General features: G+C 51.7%; 17 protein-coding genes. 10 read left to right on the top strand and 7 right to left on the bottom strand.

The genetic code is table 11. The features are described from left to right. The 5 genes from KKH67_07870 to KKH67_07850 all read right to left on the bottom strand — a co-directional run. Window positions 1–769 (bottom strand): hypothetical protein (locus tag KKH67_07870; protein ID MBU1319098.1); only part of this gene is annotated, 769 nt, incomplete at its 3' end. A gap of 829 nt (window positions 770–1,598) precedes the next feature. After that, a complete protein-coding gene (locus tag KKH67_07865) occupies window positions 1,599–2,279 on the bottom strand; it encodes a type II toxin-antitoxin system HicB family antitoxin (protein ID MBU1319097.1) in 681 nt (226 codons plus the stop codon). A 39-nt stretch (window positions 2,280–2,318) separates the two neighbouring features. Next, a complete protein-coding gene (locus KKH67_07860; GenBank protein MBU1319096.1) occupies window positions 2,319–2,966 on the bottom strand; it encodes a hypothetical protein in 648 nt (215 codons plus the stop codon). Continuing rightward, window positions 2,966–3,289, bottom strand: coding sequence for a hypothetical protein (locus KKH67_07855; protein MBU1319095.1), 324 nt, complete (start codon window positions 3,287–3,289; stop codon window positions 2,966–2,968). The genes KKH67_07860 and KKH67_07855 overlap by 1 nt, the downstream gene beginning before the upstream one ends. Before the next feature lie 5 nt (window positions 3,290–3,294). Next, entirely contained in the window at window positions 3,295–5,202 is a 1,908-nt protein-coding gene (locus KKH67_07850) for an SWIM zinc finger family protein (protein ID MBU1319094.1), read from the bottom strand. A 199-nt stretch (window positions 5,203–5,401) separates the two neighbouring features. Between KKH67_07850 and KKH67_07845 the strand changes: the two genes are divergently transcribed. The 6 genes from KKH67_07845 to KKH67_07820 all read left to right on the top strand — a co-directional run bounded on the left by KKH67_07845 (window position 5,402) and on the right by KKH67_07820 (window position 13,232). Then, window positions 5,402–5,767, top strand: coding sequence for a hypothetical protein (locus KKH67_07845; GenBank protein MBU1319093.1), 366 nt, complete (start codon window positions 5,402–5,404; stop codon window positions 5,765–5,767). Window positions 5,768–6,105: 338 nt separating this feature from the next. Further along, a complete protein-coding gene (locus KKH67_07840) occupies window positions 6,106–8,562 on the top strand; it encodes a hypothetical protein (protein ID MBU1319092.1) in 2,457 nt (818 codons plus the stop codon). 21 nt (window positions 8,563–8,583) lie between these two features. Continuing rightward, entirely contained in the window at window positions 8,584–9,114 is a 531-nt protein-coding gene (locus KKH67_07835; protein ID MBU1319091.1) for a dockerin type I repeat-containing protein, read from the top strand. Window positions 9,115–9,279: 165 nt separating this feature from the next. Beyond that, on the top strand, window positions 9,280–9,873 hold the full coding sequence (locus tag KKH67_07830; protein ID MBU1319090.1) for a hypothetical protein: 594 nt from the start codon (window positions 9,280–9,282) through the stop codon (window positions 9,871–9,873). Window positions 9,874–10,052: 179 nt separating this feature from the next. Then, complete coding sequence (locus KKH67_07825; protein MBU1319089.1) at window positions 10,053–10,862, top strand: glycyl-radical enzyme activating protein; 810 nt, start codon at window positions 10,053–10,055, stop codon at window positions 10,860–10,862. 6 nt (window positions 10,863–10,868) lie between these two features. Next, on the top strand, window positions 10,869–13,232 hold the full coding sequence (locus KKH67_07820) for a glycyl radical protein (GenBank protein MBU1319088.1): 2,364 nt from the start codon (window positions 10,869–10,871) through the stop codon (window positions 13,230–13,232). A 244-nt stretch (window positions 13,233–13,476) separates the two neighbouring features. On the opposite strand, the gene KKH67_07815 is transcribed toward KKH67_07820, so the two are convergent. Both KKH67_07815 and KKH67_07810 read right to left on the bottom strand, forming a co-directional pair. Further along, the gene (locus KKH67_07815) at window positions 13,477–14,139 is read right to left on the bottom strand and encodes a hypothetical protein (protein MBU1319087.1); all 663 of its coding nucleotides are present in this window, start codon (window positions 14,137–14,139) and stop codon (window positions 13,477–13,479) included. A gap of 43 nt (window positions 14,140–14,182) precedes the next feature. After that, window positions 14,183–15,322: a T9SS type A sorting domain-containing protein gene (locus KKH67_07810; protein MBU1319086.1), complete on the bottom strand. Its 1,140-nt coding sequence runs from the start codon at window positions 15,320–15,322 to the stop codon at window positions 14,183–14,185. Between the two features lie 490 nt (window positions 15,323–15,812). Between KKH67_07810 and KKH67_07805 the strand changes: the two genes are divergently transcribed. From KKH67_07805 to ndk, 4 genes are all read left to right on the top strand, one after another. Further along, window positions 15,813–17,711 (top strand): thrombospondin type 3 repeat-containing protein, encoded by a 1,899-nt coding sequence (locus KKH67_07805; protein MBU1319085.1) that lies wholly within the window; start codon window positions 15,813–15,815, stop codon window positions 17,709–17,711. A gap of 277 nt (window positions 17,712–17,988) precedes the next feature. Beyond that, window positions 17,989–19,389: a flotillin gene (locus tag KKH67_07800; protein ID MBU1319084.1), complete on the top strand. Its 1,401-nt coding sequence runs from the start codon at window positions 17,989–17,991 to the stop codon at window positions 19,387–19,389. Beyond that, window positions 19,390–21,738, top strand: coding sequence for a pyridoxal phosphate-dependent aminotransferase (locus KKH67_07795; protein ID MBU1319083.1), 2,349 nt, complete (start codon window positions 19,390–19,392; stop codon window positions 21,736–21,738). It begins immediately after the preceding gene. 9 nt (window positions 21,739–21,747) lie between these two features. After that, window positions 21,748–22,170, top strand: coding sequence for a nucleoside-diphosphate kinase (gene ndk / locus KKH67_07790; protein MBU1319082.1), 423 nt, complete (start codon window positions 21,748–21,750; stop codon window positions 22,168–22,170). Window positions 22,171–22,174 lie beyond the last annotated feature (4 nt).

Genomic DNA, 22,174 nt, shown 5'->3' with positions numbered 1-22,174 from the left:
GGTCACCATTGTTGACAATGTCATTGACGATCTCTTTATCGAGATGGACACTCGCCGCGTTCCGATTTAGCCAGTGGTCTATCGCAGAGTAGGCCTCTCCTTTCCTGTCACTGTCTTTCCCAACGCCAATGTACAGAAGCGGACCCGGTGTCAGTTCCTGCAGCCATCCGTAAAAAGCTCCGCTATCCTTGGAACTCGAGAAATCACACGGGACCGCAACTGCACCACCGTCTGCATCGATCACAGCATCTCTAATAACATTGGTCATTGTAAACTTGTGTGACTTCAGAAGGTACGACAGTACAAAAAGAAAAAGCCCCTCGACTCCGGTTACTTTTGTTGGTCGGAATACATTCAACTCAGCCAGTACGCGATTGAGGATGCACGGCACAAGCATCTCGAAGTCACTGAAGCGTTCGGACATGGACGGGACATGCACGGATCGAATACCTGTGGATTCATCCGGCAACGGTGGGCTGTAATTCGGGCCCGGAAACAAATCCACCTTTAAGAATGGTGGCTCAGGGTCGGGAACCCTCACATGCACCGTGTGTTTCACGGCTAACACCGCCAGAGTCTCCGAAACGGGTGCAGTTGGTCCGACCTCGTGCACTATCGCCAGCGGAAGCCCATAAGCGTATGCCTTTACAGTCGAATCGATGACGGGAGACATCGGGCCATCCTCCGCGGAAAGCCAGAACATCCTTAGCAAACGTCTCAATTCCTCTGGTTCAAACCTCTTCTTGTTTCCGGAATCGGAGTGACGCATCTCAATCTACGCTCCCCTAAGTTGATACACCGTCAATGTACTTAAATGCACCATCTCACGCAAGCAGCCTGATGCATATTCCGAGCAATTCCGCCACTCGATTGCGAGCGAAGGTGTCATGTGATTCCGAGCGAAGTTGCCACTCCGTGACAGCCGGGCACATCGCCCCAGTCTTCCCTCGTGGTAATTTCACTCTGACTCGGCCAGTCATTTCAACTTAACTCGGACAGCGGTTTCACTATTACTCGGACAGTGATTTCACTTTGTAGTCGGACACTTTAGTGAACCTGCATGCTCTCGTCAGGTCCGGCAGCTGTAAGGCAGACCATCCCCACGGCAACTCTTGAAGGAGCCCGGTGCACCACAGCTGGGGACTTGTTGAAAAAGCCGTCAGAAAAGGATGTTCAATGTTATGACATAGGTTACATTTGCACCGGGACATGAGTAACACTTTTTAATGGTTTTGGTTTTCCTCGAGAAAGTGGACACATAGTTAAGTGATTAGCGAGGGTGTCCTGCACAGGCTTTATGAGCGATCACGAGGCTCCCCGAACGCAACAGCCAGCATGACCGTTTTCGTTCATTCTCGTTCTCCCAACGTTAACCATAAGAAATCTAATGTTAACAAGATGTCAAGAGGATGTCGAGGGCGGGCCGCTCCCGGAAGCAAGAAATGACATCAATGCCGATTTCCCACCGCGCGGTCGAAATCCCTCATGACGTGTCGCAATCCATGTCGCGATTTGTCGCACTGGGAAGACGGGTGATCCCAACTGGGAACTGGACGCGAGTCAGAATGGTTGCCTGGTGCCAATGCGAGGGGCCGTATTCATTGACCCAGATATCGGATTATCTGTTGAGTGTGGGCACGTTCGTGCCAGAGTGTCCGCCGCACAATCTTGCGAGCAGACCATCGCTCGCCAATACACTCGGTGATCATAGTGTTACCTGCCAAGTGCGGCAACCGGCGACGGGTATGTGTTCGCACTTTTTCGAGCATGCTCATAACATCTTCGGGCATTTCCTCACTCTTGAAAGCCAGGTTCAAGCGGTCGAAATACCACCACTCTGCCCAGGCAACGTGGTTCAATATCCCACGGATCGAACTTTGGACTTCCCCGCGGATTGGCCTGTCAAGCTGCTCTGGAGAAATTCGCCGGATGACCCGGAACAGGTCGCCTCGGGTGAACTCAAGAAGTTTTAGTACGTGTTCCACCTCGTCTCTGCTTAGGGGGCGGCGGTCGTCTTCGAAGAAAGCGTTGACGATATAATCACCTTCGCTGATGAACGAGCGGAATGATTCAGCAACCTCTATCTCAATTCTCTCAGTGGGCTGGGGTGTTCTGTAGTGGTAGTGTGTGAGCCATTCGAAGTATTCGGCGATCTTTGAAGAGGCATTGGCGACAGCATCCTCCCGATTGCGGGCCTTCGAATAGCATCCGGGAAGATCAAATACCCATGCCACCCAGTGGTTGGGCTCAATGTCTTCAACGCCTATTGGATATACCATACTGTATGATTTTCCGTCATGCGTATGCATTTTACCATATCAATCGTCCGGCCCCCTGTGCGAGGTAGCATCTTCGTCGACCCAGTCCTCTTCTTCCCAGGTCATGCCGCGGCGGCCGGGTACTTTGCGCGTGGCACCGGCCCGGTAGAGCGGGCAGCTTTTCGGGCCATAGCAGAATATCTCGAACCGATACTTCTTCTGAGATGGTTCCCACTGGTCGATAATCATCTCAACCGGCATGCGGCAACCCCAAATGCACGTCAAACACTTGGCGTCATAAGTGCGGGCATCCAAACGACGATGCCCGCGTTCCCGGTAGGTAGGCAAATCAGGCGGCACTCCGAGGAAGGGAGGACCATCAGGTGGTGCGTCCTCAGTGCCCTTCTCGATCTTGATTCGACTCGTTTTGTAGTATCCGGCTATCTCCAGTCGCGGGTCATCCACGAGAACCGACAGACCACTGAGTTCCATACCGACACGAAACTGATGTTTCTCATGCGCGCCCTTTCCGACGGCAATCAGAAACTCCCCGGTCTCGTCTCCACACATTCCGTCGACGCGAAGCACGTACCCCTGGTAGCTGTGGTGCCGCTCATCAAATGACCGCGTGAGACGAATCCGAGGTTGAACGGCCACAAGACGGCCCGACCAGGCGACTTTCTTTATGCCAGCCTTAACGCACGCCATCAGCCTGTTCCCGCCTTATCCAATTTGCACAGAACGCGGTGGATGCGCCGGACTCGTTCATCGTCCGAAAATATCAGAGTGATCCCGCGATTGAAAACCGTGATCTCGACCGTGTCACCAGCCAACACCAGTTTCAATTGGTCGTATTCCACGGGAGAGCCGACGTCCTCATCCCCGTAGACACCGCAGAGGTTAAGCAAGTCCTCTTCAGCAACGGCCATCTGAACATCCGTGGGTATTTCGGCTCCACGCCAGACTTTCACTGGCAGGTCCTCGGGCACCATGCTCTTTTCGAGCATGCCTCGACGATATTCGATAAACATGGTCGCTATAGCCTCTTTTTTAAGATTGGTTTACCGTCCAGGTTGTCCAAGATTTGCATGAGTCGTCGTTTGCGGGCGTGTTTTTCTCTTATGCCCTGTAGGTATCGGTCCCACTCCTCTTCACTCTTCTGCTGGACCATTACTTTGCCCGCCTTACGCAGGTAACCGGCAGCCGCCTCATATGCGCGGGGTTTGACTTGGTCAATCAGGTTTTCCGCCAGTTTTTTCCACATGGCAATTGCCCGCTCGGGTGCATGGTCTTGAATAGCCGCGGCAATCTCGTCTTCACCCGGTTCGTACAGGTCATACCGCTGTTTCGGCCGCTGGTCGTACCAGTGCAGTACCTGATCGGGCTTTTTTTCGAAAACGGCTATGTCAATCAGATCGTCAACCATGGGGAATCGGTTTTTCCGCTCGAGATCCGGCGCGTCCAAACCGGTTTCGGGAAGAGGCCAGCCCTTCTGTTTCCATGGCGGCATACCGCTTTCAAGGTAAACCAGAAGACACCCACGCACTTTGGGCCAGGCCTTAACCTTGCGGGTGGCTTTTCGGCAGTCTGTGTAGATTTGTAGCGAGGGCAGACGAACGAATTCTTCCGCGTGTATTGCCGCAACCATCGGCCAGTTTTCTTGTGCGACGCGAATCTCACAAAGTTTTTTGCGCAATGAAGCCGCAATGCCGGGCCACTTTTCTTTTGTTGCCCCAATTCCTTTCTGAATCCAGCGTTCTGCGTCTCCGATGCGTTGATCGGCAGTCAGCCGTTCAACCAGACGAAGGTAGCTGCCTGTCTTATGGGCCTCGACTTCACAGAGCGGAATAATCTCATCGGTGCGGCCGGATTGCTCCAGGGCATGAATAATCCAGTTGCTGAGGCAGTCCCGATCATAGTTTCGGTCGAAAGTGCCCGAGGCGGTGGCGGATTGACTCACTTTGAGGCGATCCAGTAACTGGTCCGCCAGTAAGCTCCAATCCTGCTTTTTATGCTGCCGCATCAGGTATTCGGCGAACGCATCCAAAAGGTCAAATTCATCCTTCAATACAACATCCACAGCCCACGCCAGCTTGTCTGTGAGCGCCAGAGACGACTGATCCAGGGCTTTGACAATCACCGGCATGCAGGTGGCAATCTCCATAGCGGTTTCTCCCTCGTCGTGACTTTCTTCCACCTGCCGGGTACCGACAGTTATCAATTCCTCACCCAGGATGAGCACTTCGTCGGCACAACCTGCCGCTAATAGCGTTTCAAACTTGTTACGAATAGCGGAGTAATCGGGCGTGTAACCATTCCCATGCCAGTTGTCTTGCCAACCGGGATCTTCACTGATCTTACGGATATCCCTGCGAAGGCGCGTCACTACTGATTTAGTGTTTCCTGAGATAACCTGCCTGCGGTCGGCAAGGCCTTGCCCCATTTCCGGATAATGTTCTGCAAGTTCAAGAATAAGTTCAATGAGTTGGGCCCTGGTCTTATCTTCCAGGAAAGCATGGATGTCCCCTTCAATCGCTTCCGACCGGAAAGAATCCTCATCGTCCGCGCCATCATCTTTGTCCGCATTCTCAAGCAGTTGGAGGCGCTCATCGTCCATGCGAGCTCTTGGAATGCGTTTGTTGTCTTCGACACGTTCCAGGTATTCGAGGATGACGGCTACGCCATGCTTGCAGTCGTATTCGTAGGGACAGGTACAGATCGATTCCGGCAACCTGTCACGATCGACGTCGACCTTTGTGGCGTACCTTTCCGAACCTTCGACCCAAGCAATCAGACCTCCGCCGTCCGTTGTGGCCAGCTCTGAAACGCGACCCTGCCGCTGGTAGTTCTTTCCCCTGGAAACAATTCGGCTCCCGGCCCACTCATTGAGATCATCCCAAGTCAGTTCCTTAAATAGATTGTCGTTTACGCGCCTGCGTGGCATTACCCACTCCCTTAAAAAACAACCCTATACCAATATCATCCGCTGGGAAAAAGTCAAGTACTTCCAGCTTTCTTTCTTACTTGGCGCACATAGAAAAATGCCCCGCATCATCGGTGCGGGGGTACCTGTTAAGCAACCGGTTCATGACATTCTCACTTTCTGCTATTAATTCGGTGCATGACTGTTATCTTATACGGCTATGGCGCTTGGGATTCGCAAAGTCTCGGTTTTGACGGTCACCTTCTCGGCAGCCACCGTCTGGATAGGATTCTTCGCATGGCGAGTGATGTTCAACAACTTCGCCGTTGAGACATTTGATGCTTCCGCAACAGACATGGGTATCATTCAGGCAGTTCGAGAAATTCCCGGGTTGCTCGCATTCGGCGTCGGTGCGCAGGCTGTCAGGATGACGTCGAATCACATCACGGCAGTCATAATCCCGGTTGTCGGAGGGATTGCGTGGAGTATGTTCGGCCACACCGCAACATTTCTTGCAGGTGCTGCCATCGTGGCTGTCGACATGCTTCTGGCATTGAAGGTGCCGGCTGAGATCGACAAAGCATGAAGAAGCGGGTTTGTTGATGCCGAGGTTCCAATGCCAGCGTTCCATGCTTAGCGGCTTTCTGCTTCTCTTCTCCACAATTTTGCTTGACTAATATGAAAGTCGATACTAACTTGAATTAACAAGATCAAACTTATCTTCGATCGATAATTTTACGCAGACCCCAGGAGAGGTCATATCTCGCGTCAGAGCGGAGCATCCGAGATTAGGCACAGCTTAGTTTCTGCTCTTTATGGCTGCAGCGAGGGGTTTCGAGTGCAGTTTTCGGGGACATATCTAAGTCTGACGATGATTAAGAAAATTCATGAAACAACCGGAACTCAACCGACAGGAGTGTGAAAATGAAACGCACCGAGCTCACAATCTCAGCTGTAGCTCTGATTGTCGCAATGATGGCAGTTACCGTCTTCGGGACACCATCATTTATCCACTATCAGGGTGTGCTGGAACAGAGCGGCAATCCAGTGCCAAACGGCACCTACACCGTCATCTTCAGAATATGGAACGCGCTCGAGGATGGCGATTCGATTTGGGGTGAAACGCATCAGATAACAACCCACGGAAACAATGGCAAGTTTAACGTCCAGCTCGGATCTGTCGACGAACTGGCACCGGAGATATTCGACGATATCAATCGATGGATTGGAATCGAAGTGTATCCTGACGGCGAGATGACGCCACGCTCGCAGATGGGATCGGTGCCGTTCGCATTCATGGCAAGCACCGTCGCAGACACAGCAATCGATTCGACAAAGATCGCCCAGAAGTCGATCAGGGGGGACAACATCAAAGACCGTGCCATCGGCAAGGACAAACTCGACACACTTGCTGTTGGCAAGGGGAAGATCGAAGACAAAGCTGTTGGCAAGGGCCAGCTCGATACGCTTGCCGTAGGCAAGGGCAAGATCGAAGACAAAGCTGTTGGCAAGAACCAGCTCGATACCCTTGCGGTAGGGAAAGGTAAGATCGAAGATAGAGCAATCGGAAAGAAACAACTCGATACGCTGGCCGTGGGAAAGGGCAAGATCGAAGACAAAGCCGTCGGCAAAGACCAACTCGATACTCTTGCAGTCGATGAGGGAAGGATCAAGAACGCAGCCGTCACAACTGAGAAGATCGCGGACTACACGATCCAATTCGTTGATATAGATACTAATGGAGCAACCACAGGCGATGTAATGAAGTGGGACGGAATCGGATGGTCCGCACTCCCGGATGAAGTAGGTTACGAAGATAACGACTGGGCTCTTGTTGGGGAAGTCTTGTTCACGGTAGGCGAATGGGGCATTGCCCGTGCCGGGGCTAACCTGTACGGCGATCATGACAGCACGCATGTAAATCTGGGTGTTCGATCTACGACCGGCGATCCGATCGGAGGTAACTCCAAGTATGCTACTGTAGCCGGCGGAATCGAGAACGAAGCCAGAGGCGAAAGGTCGGCAGTAGGAGGCGGTGGCAGGAATAAAGCAAACAGCCAGTATGCGATCGTCGGTGGGGGCGAGAACAACGAAGTCAATGACGCCGGTTGGTCAGGAACGATCGCTGGAGGTTCTAACAACTTCGTTATGGGAGACTACGCTGCTGTCGGAGGCGGTTACGGGAACTCTGCCAATGGAACAAATTCAACAGTATGCGGCGGCGGTGGTAATGTCGCAATCGGTCAATTCTCGGTCGTGTCCGGAGGAGGAGGCTTGGCGGGCCCAGATCCAAACGAGGCACGGGGAGAGTACTCAGTCGTAGCGGGCGGACGAGCTAACCATGCAGGCGAGGAATCCTCAAACAACTATGCAACAGTGAGTGGTGGCGAGCAGAACCAAGCTGTAGGTATGCACTCAACAGTCGGCGGAGGCAAGCAGAACACGGCCAGCAGCCCATTGTCAACCGTAAGCGGTGGCTTCAACAACACCGCATCCGGTGGTGAAACGCAGGAGGGAGCAACAGTAGGGGGTGGAGCGAACAACACGGCGAGCGCGTATATGGCGACCGTAGGAGGCGGCCTAGACAATAGTGCTGTAGGGTCGGCTTCGTTTGTCGGCGGCGGGGAGAGCAATATCGCGATGGGGTATGCGTCCACAATCAGTGGCGGCGCTGTAAACAGCGTGACAGATGACTTTGGCACGATCTGTGGCGGTGGCAACAATGTAGTCGCGAACGAGTACTCGTCAGTTTCCGGGGGCTATGACAATTCGGCAATCGGCCCCTATTCACATGCAACCGGAAGTGGTGCAAAGGCCAACCACGCCGGTTCTGTCGTGATAGCCGCGCACATCTGGGGCTGGGGTCCGCCGAATCAAGATTCAGTTCGGACCGGCGGAGGGTCCCAGATGGTTCTGCGAGCAGATAGTTTGTTCTATCTGACGAACACAGGTGAAATGGCGCCTGCCAACTCACCCAACCCGGGCGGCAAGTTCCTCGATACATCGACAGGTGCCTATCTTTCCAAGGGCGGCATGTGGCAGAACTCCTCAAGCGCCGGTTTGAAGGAGAACTTTGTCGCTTTGGATGGGGAGGATATTCTCAATAGACTGAGAGATCTGGCCATTACTCGATGGAACTACAAAGTCGACGGAGAGCAAGTGAACCATATCGGCCCAGTGGCAGAGGAGTTCTTCGCTGCATTCGGGCTCGGAGCCGATGACGGCACGATATCGACGATCGATCCGTCAGGCGTGGCTCTGGCCGCTCTCCAGGAACTGCTCATAAAATCAGAGGAACGAGAGTCGAGAATCAAAGAATTGGAAACAGAACTGAAAGAAATGAAGGTTCTTCTCCAGGAACTTTTGGCGAAACAACGATAGAATGCTGCAGGAGGAATTCCAATGCGTAAACAAAATCTCCTGACTCTGGCGGCATTCTTGGCCATCGTAGCTGTAACAGGTGCTGACGGCAAACGACTGCCGCAAACCGACACCGGAGTAATAGAGATATCACTGGACAGCTCCACGACTATATCGGAGTCCTTCGTGCAGGAACCCGACACCGTAGACGCCGTATCTTCGTTTGTTATTCCTGCACTCATCATTGATGCTAGTTCATTTGACTACAACTCAATTGGAACCGGAGGAGAAGCAATCGTGGGTATAGGAAGTTCCGACAACTACGGTGTCAGTTCCGGTTATCTGGAGGTCTCCGGTCCGTCATGCACAAGCGGAGACGCTGACGGAAGCGGCGGAGTGGATATAGATGATGTGGTTTATCTGATAAACTACATTTTCTCTGGCGGACCAGCCCCATTGCCAGACGTCTGCTGCGGAGATGCGGACGGGAGTGGTGCGATTGATATCGACGATGTTGTATACTTGATCGCGTACATTTTCTCAGGTGGGCCACCACCTGTCAACACGTGTTAGTCTGAAACACATCAGAGCAAGCGGGAGTCGCTTCTGCGGCTCCCGTTTCATCTGCCACCCAATTTTGTCAACCCATGCTAATTCAATCTTGACACACAGAAGATCTGTTCTTGATTGCGTGGAAGACCCCTTTTGCCGTGTGAATGCTCTAGCAGGAGAATGTTCATGGGAAATCCACGTTGGATAGAGTTGATGACCGAAAGCCTAAAGAAGCATGTCGGTGAAGCCAAGATGAAAGATATAATGAATGGCTGCGAAATCCTCGACAAATCTGACGAGAAGCAAAGCGCTGAGTGGATGAGAAGTGCCATGGTCCGGCTGGATCGGCACATACCCAGCAACGACATCAAAATCAACATCATGACCGGCTGTGCATGTGAGTGCTGCGTCGATCACATGGATGAGCTCAAACGTACCTACAGGGAATCGGGTGATATCGACAAACTGCTGGATGTCATGCACGGCAGAGTGTTCATGGTGCGTCCTGTCAGAGAAGGCAATGTCGTTTACATCACTAAGGCTCCACGCTTCCCGAAAGAACATGCTGAGGCAGAAACACCTGGGAAGAAGCGATACTATTTCTGTCACTGCGACCATGCCAGAGCAGCGTCCGATGGGATGTCGCTCACTTACTGTTACTGTGGGGCAGGATGGTGCAAGAAAATCTGGGAGGGGATTCTGGAACGGCCGGTGCGTGTGGACATTACAAAATCAGTGCTGCAGGGTGATGATGTTTGTCAATTCGCAGTACATCTATGATTCGAAATATCCGGAATGCTCGAGATGAAATAACACGCTCTATTTGTATACATTCTGAATTAGACAAAACATTTGCACTCCTCTTTTCGCTCACTATATTGAATGGTACCTGCGATCGGCTTCCGAAAGAGACTCTTTCCTTCCAGATGCCCCATCGCAGTGAACTGGTGAGTTGTCATATGTCAGCTACAGGCATCATATTCGATCTGAAGAGATACGCCATCCACGACGGCCCCGGTATTCGGACCACCGTGTTCTTCAAGGGCTGTCCGCTCGACTGCTGGTGGTGCCACAATCCGGAATCGCGACAGATCGAGCCGGAACTCGTCGAGAGAACGAACAATGGAAACTCTGAGCGCATTTTTCGGGCTGAGAGCGATTGTATTGTCGGTCGAGTGGTGACGGTTGATGAGGTTATGCAGGAAGTGTTAAAAGATGTTGTCTTCTACGATCAGTCAGAGGGCGGCGTGACATTTTCAGGCGGTGAACCATTATTACAAATGCCATTTCTGATCGAATTGCTGAAGCAATGTCGGAAACATGGCATTCACACAGCGGTCGATACATGCGGTTATGCATCAGCAGAGGACTTCGCATCGATCAATAACATGGTTGATCTTTACCTGTATGATCTCAAGCTGATGGACGATTCAGCGCATGTGAAGTACACTGGCGGTTCAAACCGGATTATACTTGACAACCTGAAGAATGTTATGAAGTCGGGGGCAACTGTGAATGTCAGGATACCAATGATCCCCGGCATCACCGATACTGATGAGAATCTCGACGCGATTGCCGAATATATATCTTCATTCGAGAATGTCCAGGTAGTGAGCTTGTTGCCATATAATACATTCGGTGAAGACAAACTGAGAAGATTCAGTAAGACTCAAAGGCTGAAATCACTTCAGACTCAACAACGATCAAGCCTCATCAAACTTGGAAGCAAATTCACGGCGGTTGGGCGAGAGATAATAATCGGAGGGTGACAGCTCATGAATGATAGAATCTCAAAGCTGAGACAGCGGAGCCTGGACGCCAAACCATGCATATCGATCGAGAGAGCTGCGTTGCTGACAGAGTTCTATGACAGTGGTGAACCGGTGCGCGTCTCTGTGCCGGTTGCCAGAGCGCTTGCATTCAAATACATCGTCCATCATAAAGCGATTTGTATCAATGACGGTGAGTTAATTGTCGGCGAAAGAGGTCCCGAGCCGAAATCGACACCTACTTATCCGGAGATCTGCACTCACAGCCTCGATGATTTCGACATTCTGAATTCGCGCGAGAAAGTGTCGTTCTCGGTTTCCGATGATGTTCGGCAGATGCAGAATGATACGATCATTCCCTGTTGGTCTGGTAGGTCAATGCGAAACCGAATATTCTCCGAAATCGATGACGCCTGGAAAGACGCCTATAACGCGGGCATATTCACCGAATTCATGGAGCAGCGAGCTCCCGGACACACTGTTCTCGATGGCAAAATATACAGTAAGGGAATGCTCGATTTCGTGAGGGACATTGAAGCAAGCATTGACAATCTTGATTTCTACAATGATCCGAGGGCATTTGACAAGAGAGAACAACTCAAGGCAATGTCCATAGCCGCTGATGCGATTATGATGTACTCCCGGCGGCATGCGGAGAGATTGAAAGAGCTCTCGAACGGAGAATCGGATGCTATCCGTAAGCAGGAACTCTATGAGATGGCGTGCATCTGCGAGCGCGTACCAGCGCATGCTCCAGAGAATTTCTGGGAGGCGCTTCAGTATTACTGGTTTGTCCACCTTGGAGTAATCACCGAACTGAACACCTGGGATTCGTTTAATCCGGGTCGACTCGATCAACACCTGCTGCCGTTCTATAGGAAGAGCATTGCCGATGGCACTCTCACCGAGGATCGCGCGAGAGAACTCCTGCAATCATTCTGGATCAAGTTCAACAATCAGCCTGCGCCACCGAAAGTTGGCGTGACAGCTCTGGAGAGCAACACATATACCGACTTCTGCCTCATCAATCTCGGTGGTGTTAAAGAGACCGGTGAGGATGCTGTCAATGAACTGACATATCTGATTCTCGATATCATCGAGGAGATGCGTCTTTTGCAGCCGAGTTCGATGGTACAGGTCAGCAAGAAGAATCCGGATCAGTATCTTAAGCGGGCGCTCACAATTGTAAGAACAGGATTCGGTCAGCCGTCGATTTTCAATAGCGATGCGATTGTTCAGGAGATGGTTCGGCAGGGAAAGTCGATCATCGATGCTCGCAACGGTGGCGCAAGCGGATGTGTCGAGACGGGCGCGTTCGGCAAGGAAAGCTATATCCTGACTGGATACTTCAATCTCCCCAAAGTCTTCGAGATTGCTCTCAATGACGGCGTCGATCCTCAGACCGGAAAGCAGATCGGCGTTGCGACTGGCGACCCGAAGTCCTTCACATCATTCGACAAGCTATATGCCGCGTTCGAGACGCAGCTCCGGCACTTCGTCGATATCAAGATCAAGGGCAATCTTGTGATCGAGAGATTGTGGGCGAAGTATCTTCCTGCGCCGTTTCTGTCGATCCTGATTGATGATTGTATTAAGACCGGAAGAGACTATAACGACGGCGGCGCGCGGTATAACACGTCCTACATTCAGGGCGTTGGAATAGGAACCATCACTGATTCGCTGACTGCCATCAAGTGTCATGTGTTCGACAAGAAGACCTTCACTTTCGATGAATTGATCTTTGCTCTGAGCAACAATTTCGAGGGTTGCGATGAGATCAGGCGGCAGCTTTTGTGCGAGACTCCCAAGTATGGCAATGATGATGATTATGCTGATGATGTTCTTCGCAGAATATTCGAGAGTTACTTCAATGCAATCGATGGCAGACCGAACACCAAGGGGGGACATCACCGAATCAACCTGTTGCCTACGACGTGTCACATCTATTTCGGGAGCGTGACGGGAGCGTTGCCGGATGGCAGGCTGGCTGGTGAGCCGGTGTCGGAGGGGATTTCTCCGGTGCAGGGGGCGGATCGCAAAGGTCCGACTGCTGTTGTGAAATCGGCAGCCAAGATCGACCATCTCAGAACTGGTGGCACGCTGCTGAATCAGAAATTCACTCCGCAGATTCTTGAAGATGACGACGGTATTACGAAGCTCGCGCATCTGGTGAGAGCTTATTTCAAGATGGATGGCCATCATATTCAGTTTAATGTCGTAACGGCAGAGACTCTTCACAAAGCGCAGAAGGAACCGGAGAAATATCGCGATCTAATCGTTCGAGTCGCGGGATATTCAGATTATTTCGTCGATCTCGGCATTGACCTGCAGAACGAGATCATCCGCCGCACGGAACATGGGGTGGTGTAATTGTAGGGCAGCGATCCGAAGTCACGCAGGGCGTGACGGAGCGATCCTGCCTATTCTCTTTGTGGTAGAGCAGTGATCCGAAGCGGAGCGATTCCCAGCGTGCGCGCAGTGGCTGTGCCTCTGCACATTCAGATGCAGCATTCACGGGAGCGTTGCCTTTGTGTGCACAGTACACTCCCAAACAGACAAGAAAAGCCGCCTCTTATGAGGCGGCTTTTTATTGTGAATGAATCTAATCGACAAATTAGAACACGAAATTCAACGTGATACCACTGTAAATGGTCATCGACGTGAACTTGGTCTCCGTATCATCACTCATCGCAGCCGTTCTCTTTGCCAGACCGAGGTCGATCAGATCGTTAATGCCTGTGTCACCGGTCATCTTCGTGACCACGTACCTGACACCGACTTCTCCACCGACCGAGAAATTATCGGCCGCGAAGAACTCGGCACCGAATGCTGCCAGGAAGCCGTATGGTGAGAGCAGGTCTTCCACCGGATCGAGAGAGAATCCTTCCACTTCGGGATCCATACTGGCACTGCCCATACCGTAGAAGAACTCACCCTGAATATAGGGTGCCACGTTTCCCTTGACCTGATCGTTCAGGTAGAACCGCGCACCACCGTGCAATGTGAGAGTACCGCCGCTCACTTCGGCTTCCGTAGTAACCGACTCATAGGTGACCTCTGTCGAAACCTTGTAGTTCCAGTAGTCGAGTCCGAAAATAATGTCAAACGTCGGGCTAACAGGAACGCCGAAGTATGCGCCCATGGTCTGCTCTGTCGGCAGCGGCATATTCTGGAACAGATACTGGCGAACACCGAACTTCAAGCCGGCAGACGCCGGAGTCGCAAACAGCGTCGCGCAAAAGAGCACCGCAATCGCTAACAGTAGAAGCCGCTTCATGTGATACCTCCTGAGAATTGGTTTAGTGTTTACGTTGAATTTCCTACTTAACTAACAGCAGTTTCTGACTGAGTGTGATATTGTCGGTACGGACGGTGACAAAGTAGACTCCCGATGAAACATCCCTGCCGGAGTCATCAGAGCCGTTCCAGTCAATTGTGTGCATACCAACAGAAAAACTCCCCGAAAAAAGACGAGCCACATGCTGACCCGCCAAGTTAATAACTGAAACATCAATTCTGTCAACTAAAATATCGCATTCGATAGTGACTTCCGTCGATGCATTGAATGGATTCGGGTGAGATGGGAGCAGCGAGATTCCAGGTGATGGAATCTGGGTGTCCATGTCGCTAATCTTATCGTAAAGGTTAGAGAGCCAACGCAGGTTTGCATCCAGGTCATTAGAGGAGAGAATTTCTCTCAATGCATCGTTTTCTCCGATCGATCCGTTCGCCAGGTTCGCTTCAAATGAGACATATTCTCCCTGCTTACTTTCCTGTAGTTCAACGCCCAATATATTGCATAGCTTCTTGCCGAGATGGGCGAGTGAAAGCTCCTTTGATATCGAATGCGTATGGCCGACGTGGATTTCAGCATGAGGGTTCATCGCAGCATTGACAATAGATACACATGCGGAGTCAATAGACCTGTTATAGAAGTCGATCCACTTCGATCTTGGTTCAGCGTGGCTTGCCCAATAGAGAAACAGGACATTTCTGATCACCACATGTTGGGCCACTATTGCGTAAGCCAGGAATCTCGCCATTTCGACCATCTCCTCCTCTTCAATCACACGCCCCTCGTTGTAGCGCTGAACGAAAATCTCGGAGGCATCACGGATCATCTGGGGATAGTATCCGAAAGCTATTCTATCTCCGGCATCTCGCAATATCGGATTATCGAAGTAGACTATCGACGATATCGCTAACTCCCGCACTGCATGTTCGATACCCGGTGGAGGAAGATACTCATTATGGGCTATCGCATCGCAGGAAATGTGTGAGTAGTATCCGAATGCGAACGCCTGCTTGTCCAGATCATCTCCGGCGAGTTCGAGCAGGATTTCCGCGAACCGATAATCGGAATGGGCGAATCCCGGTCCAAACAACGAGAAGATATCGGGGCTGTTGTTACTCATAACGAATCTGTCAGTGTAGCAGGCATCTGGAAGCGACTCCCGCATTCGAACCTCCTCGCCCAACATGAAGTGAGTCGGGTTGCCCCATGCAAGCAGTTTCGGAGCTAGAAGACATGTGAAAATCATCGCTGTGAAAAGGAATCTCATCAAGTCAACTACCTTTCATTGAAACAGGCAATTATCAAACCAAGAAGATACTTTGCACTGGCTTGAGCGCAAGAGTAAACTGAAAAAGGACTGAAAAAGGACCAACTGAGGAACCATGTCGCAGAATTTGCTGTTTCCTACAATAGAAATAGGCTGATTGCGGGAGGATGGCCCTCTCGGTCTGGGTGGAACGCACGACCCGCAAGTCTGAACCACGGCCGACAACATGTAGGTATACTTTTTTTGCAGTTTGCAGTTGACATGCAGGCCCAAACAGGATATATTGCATCTGTATAATCCATTATATCTCATGGGAATCGGGGGCAGGCTGGTGTCGCCTCGATGTTGGTTTGAATACAATCAATTATTATAGAAAGTGAGAGTCACGATGAAAGTGAGAGTTTTGCGATTTTCCCTTGCACTTGTGCTTGTTCTCAGCATGGTCTCGATCAGCCTTGCGGAAGACGCGACTTCGGGAAGCGACAGGGCCGAGCCAATTCCGGAATGGAAGCTGCAGGCTGAGAGCAACCCGCAACAGGCGAGAGAGATCATCCACGAGTATGGCGGGAACTGGTGCAACACGCAGGTTAGCTATGAACAGAATGCGGCAGACAAGGATTTCATGTTCGATCCTGCTCTTCCCTGCCCCAGCCAGGGATCGTGCGACAACCCTGCTACCCGCAATTTATACCTGCCCGAGCAGTACGACCCGATCATCTGGATAAGACTGAAGTTTAATGTGTTTCGAGAGGATGACGGTTCCAATTCAGCAGCCACGCAGGCGGAGGTCGACGCGGCAGTTGACAGGCTCCAGGCGGACTATCTGCCCCACAAGATACAATTCCTATACGAGACAGAGTTCATTAACTCGACTCAATACAGGTTTTTCGAGGATCCGGAAGAATCGGGAATGAAATTCAACAATTCCGACAGCCCTGGCACTAAGCTCAACATATATATTGTCGACATCAATTCGTTTTACATCGGAGTCGGCACTTTCCCCTGGGATTCGAGAGCTCTCAACTATCTGGGTGGTATCATAGTTGATGACAGCTACATAGGCTACAACTACACCACTCTTTCTCACGAAGTGGGACATTGTCTCGGACTGTGGCATACATTCCACGGCGTTGATGAAGTGACCGAGTGTGGTGGATGCTACGAGGAGCCGCAGACCTCATTTGGCGACATAAGAGGCGACTTCTGCGCAGATACAGATCCGACACCCACCAATTTTAGTTGCAGCCCTCCGGGCGGTTCCGATCCCTGCAGTGGCAAAAGCTGGGGAACCACGGACGTTCAGAATTACATGGGCTATTCGTCGGATGTTTGCCAGACAGAGTTCTCATACCAGCAATCTGGCAGGATGCAATGCTGGATATCATCCGAGCTATTCTCGTGGACCGATACCGATGTTGACAACGACGGCATTCTGAACGTAAACGATAACTGTCCAACAGTGGCGAACCTGGGACAGGAAGACAGTGATGCCGACACTGTTGGTAACGTTTGCGACAACTGCGAATCGACACCGAACCGCGATCAATTTGATGGCGATGCCGACGGGCTCGGCGACGCGTGCGACGACTGTACCGATTCCGATGACGACGGGTACGGCGATCCCGGCTACGTGCTCAACACCTGTCTTGAGGACAACTGTCCGGACGATGCGAACCCATCGCAGACTGACACAGATAACGATACGTTTGGCGATGCCTGCGACAATTGTCCCATGATCTCGAATATCTACCAATATGATGCAGACGGAGACGGAACCGGGGATCCGTGCGAAGCAGAGGGCGTCTATATCCAGTGCTGCCTGGACTTGAATGATGCTTACTATCAGGAACCATATACATACCAATTCTGGGCGGTTGGAGGAGTCGGACCATATACGTGGGCTAAGGGCATCGGTCAATTCCCATTCGGGCTTTCTATCAATAACAGCACCGGAGTTCTCTCCGGCACGCCGGGATGGAAGGACAGCTACTACTTTTCAGTCATAGTCACTGATCAGACGGGCGCGAAGGATACTGTAACGATATCAATGGTGATCGATGATCCGCCGCCTCCGGAATGGGTATGCGGCGATGCTGATGCCAGCCTTGAGATAGACATTGATGACGTCGTCTACCTGATCAGCTACATCTTCACCGGCGGGCCGGCACCGATTCCGGTTGAGTCAGGAGATGCAGACTGTTCGGGTGGAGTTGACATCGATGATGTTGTGTACATAATCTCATACATATTCAGCGGTGGCGCTGCACCATGCGAAAGCTGCCCGTAGCACAGACAGACCCATTATAGAAGTACTGACGGGGGTCGATAAATTGACTCCCGTTTCTTATTGCGAGGCGCCGGGAATCAGAATGCAGAGAGCCGAATGGCGGCTCCTTGTTCGACTTGTCCGATTCAGATATTGATCCGTCGTACCTCCAGTCAATTCGAGCCGAAAGTCAAAAGATCGGTTGACAGCCTTGCAGCAAAACCATTATATTCTTTGTGAAAAAATTATCTTGGCGGCGGTACTTGCCGCCGTTTATCATTCGTAAGGAGTGCATACTGTGAGCCCCCTGGTTATAATAATAATTGCAGTCGTGGTGATTATGGCTACGATAGTGGTAGTTGTGCTCAAGAACTACCGCAAAGTGGGTCCGAACGAAGTACTGATTGTCTCGGGAGGGAAGAAACGCTCGATTACCATGCCTGATGGGTCGGTGCGCCAAATCGGGTACCGTTTTCGTATCGGGGGTGGAACATTTGTGCGCCCATTCATCGAACAGGCTCAGATTCTCCCACTGGAGATAATCCCCATGGAGATTCAGGTTGATGACGCGATTTCCACGAATGGTATCCGATGCACGGTCCGTGGAACGGCTGAAGTGAAGATCGCGGGTGACGAGCCATCGATTCACCTCGCGTCTGAGCAGTTCCTCGGAAAAGCAGTCAGTGACATACGCGACGTGGCTTTCAGGACTCTCGAAGGTTCGACTCGTGCCCTGATTGGAACAATGAATATCGAATCGCTGAATAAAAATCGAAAAGATTTCGCTGCAAAGGTGTTCGATGATGTCGGTGGTTATTTCTCAAACATGGGCTTGAAACTGCTCTCTTTCAACCTCAAGGAAATCACCGATCCGTCCGGCTATCTCGAAGCGCTCGGAAAGCCGCGCATAGTAGAGGCAAGGCGCGATGCCGAAGTCGCCGAAGCCGAGGCTGCTCGCGATGCAATCATCAAATCCGCACAAGCGAAGAAGGATGGAGACATCGCGAAACTTATCGCAGATACTGAAGTCGCGGAAGCGAACCAGGACCTTCAACTAAAGAATGCTGAATTGCAGACTGAACTCAACCGCAGAAAAGCGGACGCTGATTTCTCCTATGAATTGCAGCGCCACAAACTGAATCAGGATCTGAAGACCGAAGAGGGCAAAGTCAGGCTCATCGAGAAGAACTCCGCGATCGAGATCGAGAAAAAAGAGATCGAACGAGTCGAGCAGGAACTCGATGCGACCGTCCGCAAGCCCGCAGAGGCGGAGCAGTTCCGGCTTGAGGCGGAAGCGAAAGGTATGGCTGAAGCCAAGCGAATCCAGGGAGTGATTGAGGCCGAACTTATTGAAAAGATTGGTCGGGCGGAAGCCGAGGCGCTACGCAAAAAGGCAGAATCCTGGAATTCGTATTCGCAGCCTGCTTTACTTCAGATGATGTTCGAAAAACTGCCCGAACTCGCTCGCGAGATGGCAGCGCCGATTTCGAAGATCGACAAGATCGTGATGATCTCGAACGACGGCAAGCTCGGAACCTCCAAGGTGACGGGCGAACTCGCGTCGATGATGGCGCAATTGCCGACAGTCGTAAAATCGCTCTCAGGATTTGATCTGGAATCGTGGCTGAAGAAGTTGTCCGAACAGGGTGGGCAAGAGATCGAGCATCAGCCTCCGAAGAGCAACCCAGCCAAGGAATAAGTGATGATTTCCAACAGGATCGGCAGGCTGGAGCTATCCCCGACTCTTCGCATCAGCGCAAAAGCCAAAGCGATGAAGGGTGAGGGAATCGATGTGATCGATTTCTCAGTCGGTGAGCCAGATTTCAATACTCCGTCCGATATCAAGAAAGCCGGCATAAACGCCATCGAAAATAACTTCACCGGATACACGGCCAACGACGGCATCCCGGAACTCAAGGCCGCGATTCGCACCCGTTTGAAGCAGGATCACGGACTGGACTACAGTGCCAAAGAGATTATTGTCTCATGCGGAGCCAAGCACAGTCTGTACAACCTCTTCCTTGCGATCATCAATCGCGACGAGGAGGTTATCATCCCTTCGCCATACTGGGTATCCTACCCGCAGCAGGTTTTGCTCGCTGATGGCAAGCCGGTAATTGTACCGACTCGCGAGGAGAATGGATTTCGCATCACACCGGATGAACTTAAGGCGAACATCAATTTCAATACTAAAGCAATAATCATCAACAATCCAGGCAATCCTACCGGATCGGCCTACACGCGCGAACAACTGCAGGCAATCTGCGAGATTGCCGTGTCGGAGGGATTGCTGATTGTTGCAGATGAGATCTATGAGCATATCATCTATGACGGATACCGCTTCTGCTCCATCGCATCGCTTGGTGAAAAGATTCGAGAGAAGACAGTCATCATAAATGGCGTCTCGAAATCGTATGCCATGACCGGCTGGCGGATCGGCTATGCCGCAGGACCGCGAGCGATAATCAGCGCGATGGACATAGTGCAGTCCCACTCGACCTCGAACGCAAACTCGATCGCGCAGAAGGCTGCTGCAGAGGCGCTTTCCGGCCACAAAGCCGAGATCAGTCAGATGGTGGCAGAGTTTCAGGCACGCAGGAATTTCATGCTGAACAAGATTCGGCGCATCCCCGGAATAAACTGTTATGAGCCGCAGGGTGCATTCTATCTGTTCCCGAACACATCGGAATACTACAACACTGAATCCGGCGGGATGAAGATTCGAAATTCCTATGGCCTCTCCTACTACCTGCTAAAGGAAGCGGCGGTCGCCGTCGTCCCCGGCAGCGCATTTGGAGCGGACCAGAATATCCGGCTGTCGTATTCTACATCTATGGATAAGATCGACGAAGGTACTGACCGGATCATCGAGGCAATGACGAAGCTTACGGAATCACCGAAGTACAAGCGCGTTGCTCTCCAGAATGTAATGACTCACCCGCGCGGCATGACAAAGTCGGAACTTGAAATTTCTGTTGATGAACGTGATGTTCTGGTTCAGGAAGCGGAGAATGCTCTCCCCTATGATCGCTATTTCGAGTGGAATGCGAACATCAATGGTATCATCATTCAACTGCGCACAAATGTGCCGCATCTGTATGACTTCTGGGTGGAGAACTGGTATCCAGCGCAGCTCGAATCTGATCTCGAACCGCACGGCATCATATATGTAGTCGATGGTGTGCCGGGAAGGACGCCATACGCGTACTACAATCCCGACATGAAGACTGCGGTGATGTTTAACACATCTCACTACGGTCAGGTCAGAAGCTGGGCGCTCGGTATGACGGCTCAAATCAGCGAACGTCTGCTGGATGTTCACGGAATCCGCGCTGCATGCCTGGACTTTGACGGACGCGGTCTGGCGCTGATCGGTCCAAAGGATATGAAACGCGGTTCGACTTTCTTCAGTCTGCTTGAGGACGGCAAGGCGAAATTCGTAACTAACGACTGGGTTTTCGTTCGCTATAGGGGCAGCGAAGCAATCGCAGATGCACCGGAACGAAAATTCTACTTTAAGACATCGATCGCTAAGAAATTCCCGCACTATGCGAGAATATTCGACCGGAGCAAGTGCGAGAATGTCGTAACGACTCGGGCCGACTGGACGAGCTTCGATGACAGCGGCGAGGAATGCCCACTCGATATGGGTGAGCCGTATTGCTACTGGGGAGCCAATGACTCCCGCGCTATGGTCGATCCGTCGTGGATTGCGGGACCAACCGGATACACAAAGAGAACTCGCTTGAACAAAATCGCTATCATGTGCTTTGAGCCGAATTCTCCGGCTGTGGAGAAACTGAAAGAGGCGGATGCGCTCGATCTGATCACTGAAGGCCGGTATCGTCCTCAATCGAAGGCAGGGATGGAGCCGTACTCGACGCAACCCTTCTTCAATCCGTACATGCTGTCATCTTCGGTCGAGAATGAGGACCTGCAGCGCCGTAATTTCCACCAGCTATTCAGGGTAGCTGACGTGTATAAAGTTAATATTGCAGCGATTCCGGGCGAGGCAATGAAATCACGAATTCGTGAGTTGATGGGTTAGGAGTATACGATGGCCAATACACTGGGTATAGTGAAACCTGACGGCGTCCAACGCAAGCTGATAGGGGCGATTGTCAGCAAGATCGAGAAGGAGGGGTTGATCCTCCGGGGGATGAAAGTGCTTCATCTCACAAAAGAGAGAGCCGAGAAATTCTACGCTGTCCACGCAGACAAACCGTTCTACAAGCCGCTGGTGGAGTTCATGACCTCAGGGCCGATCGTCGTGATGGTTATCGGCGGTCACGATTCCATTGACAGATGGCGCAACCTGATGGGTGCAACCGATCCCGCGAAGGCGAAATATGACACGATTCGTCGCGAGTTCGGAACCTCGATAGAGAGAAATGTGGTGCACGGTTCAGACAGCGCCGCGAATGCCAAGATTGAAGTTGCCTTTTTCTTCAGTGAGGATGAAATCCTCCCCAAGGAGTGACCGG

The sequence above is a fragment of the Candidatus Zixiibacteriota bacterium genome (genome assembly GCA_018820315.1).
Lineage (GTDB): Bacteria > Zixibacteria > MSB-5A5 > JAABVY01 > JAHJOQ01 > JAHJOQ01.
The sequence above is the reverse complement of the archived record's forward strand: the minus strand, read 5'-3'. Positions and strand labels throughout refer to the sequence as shown.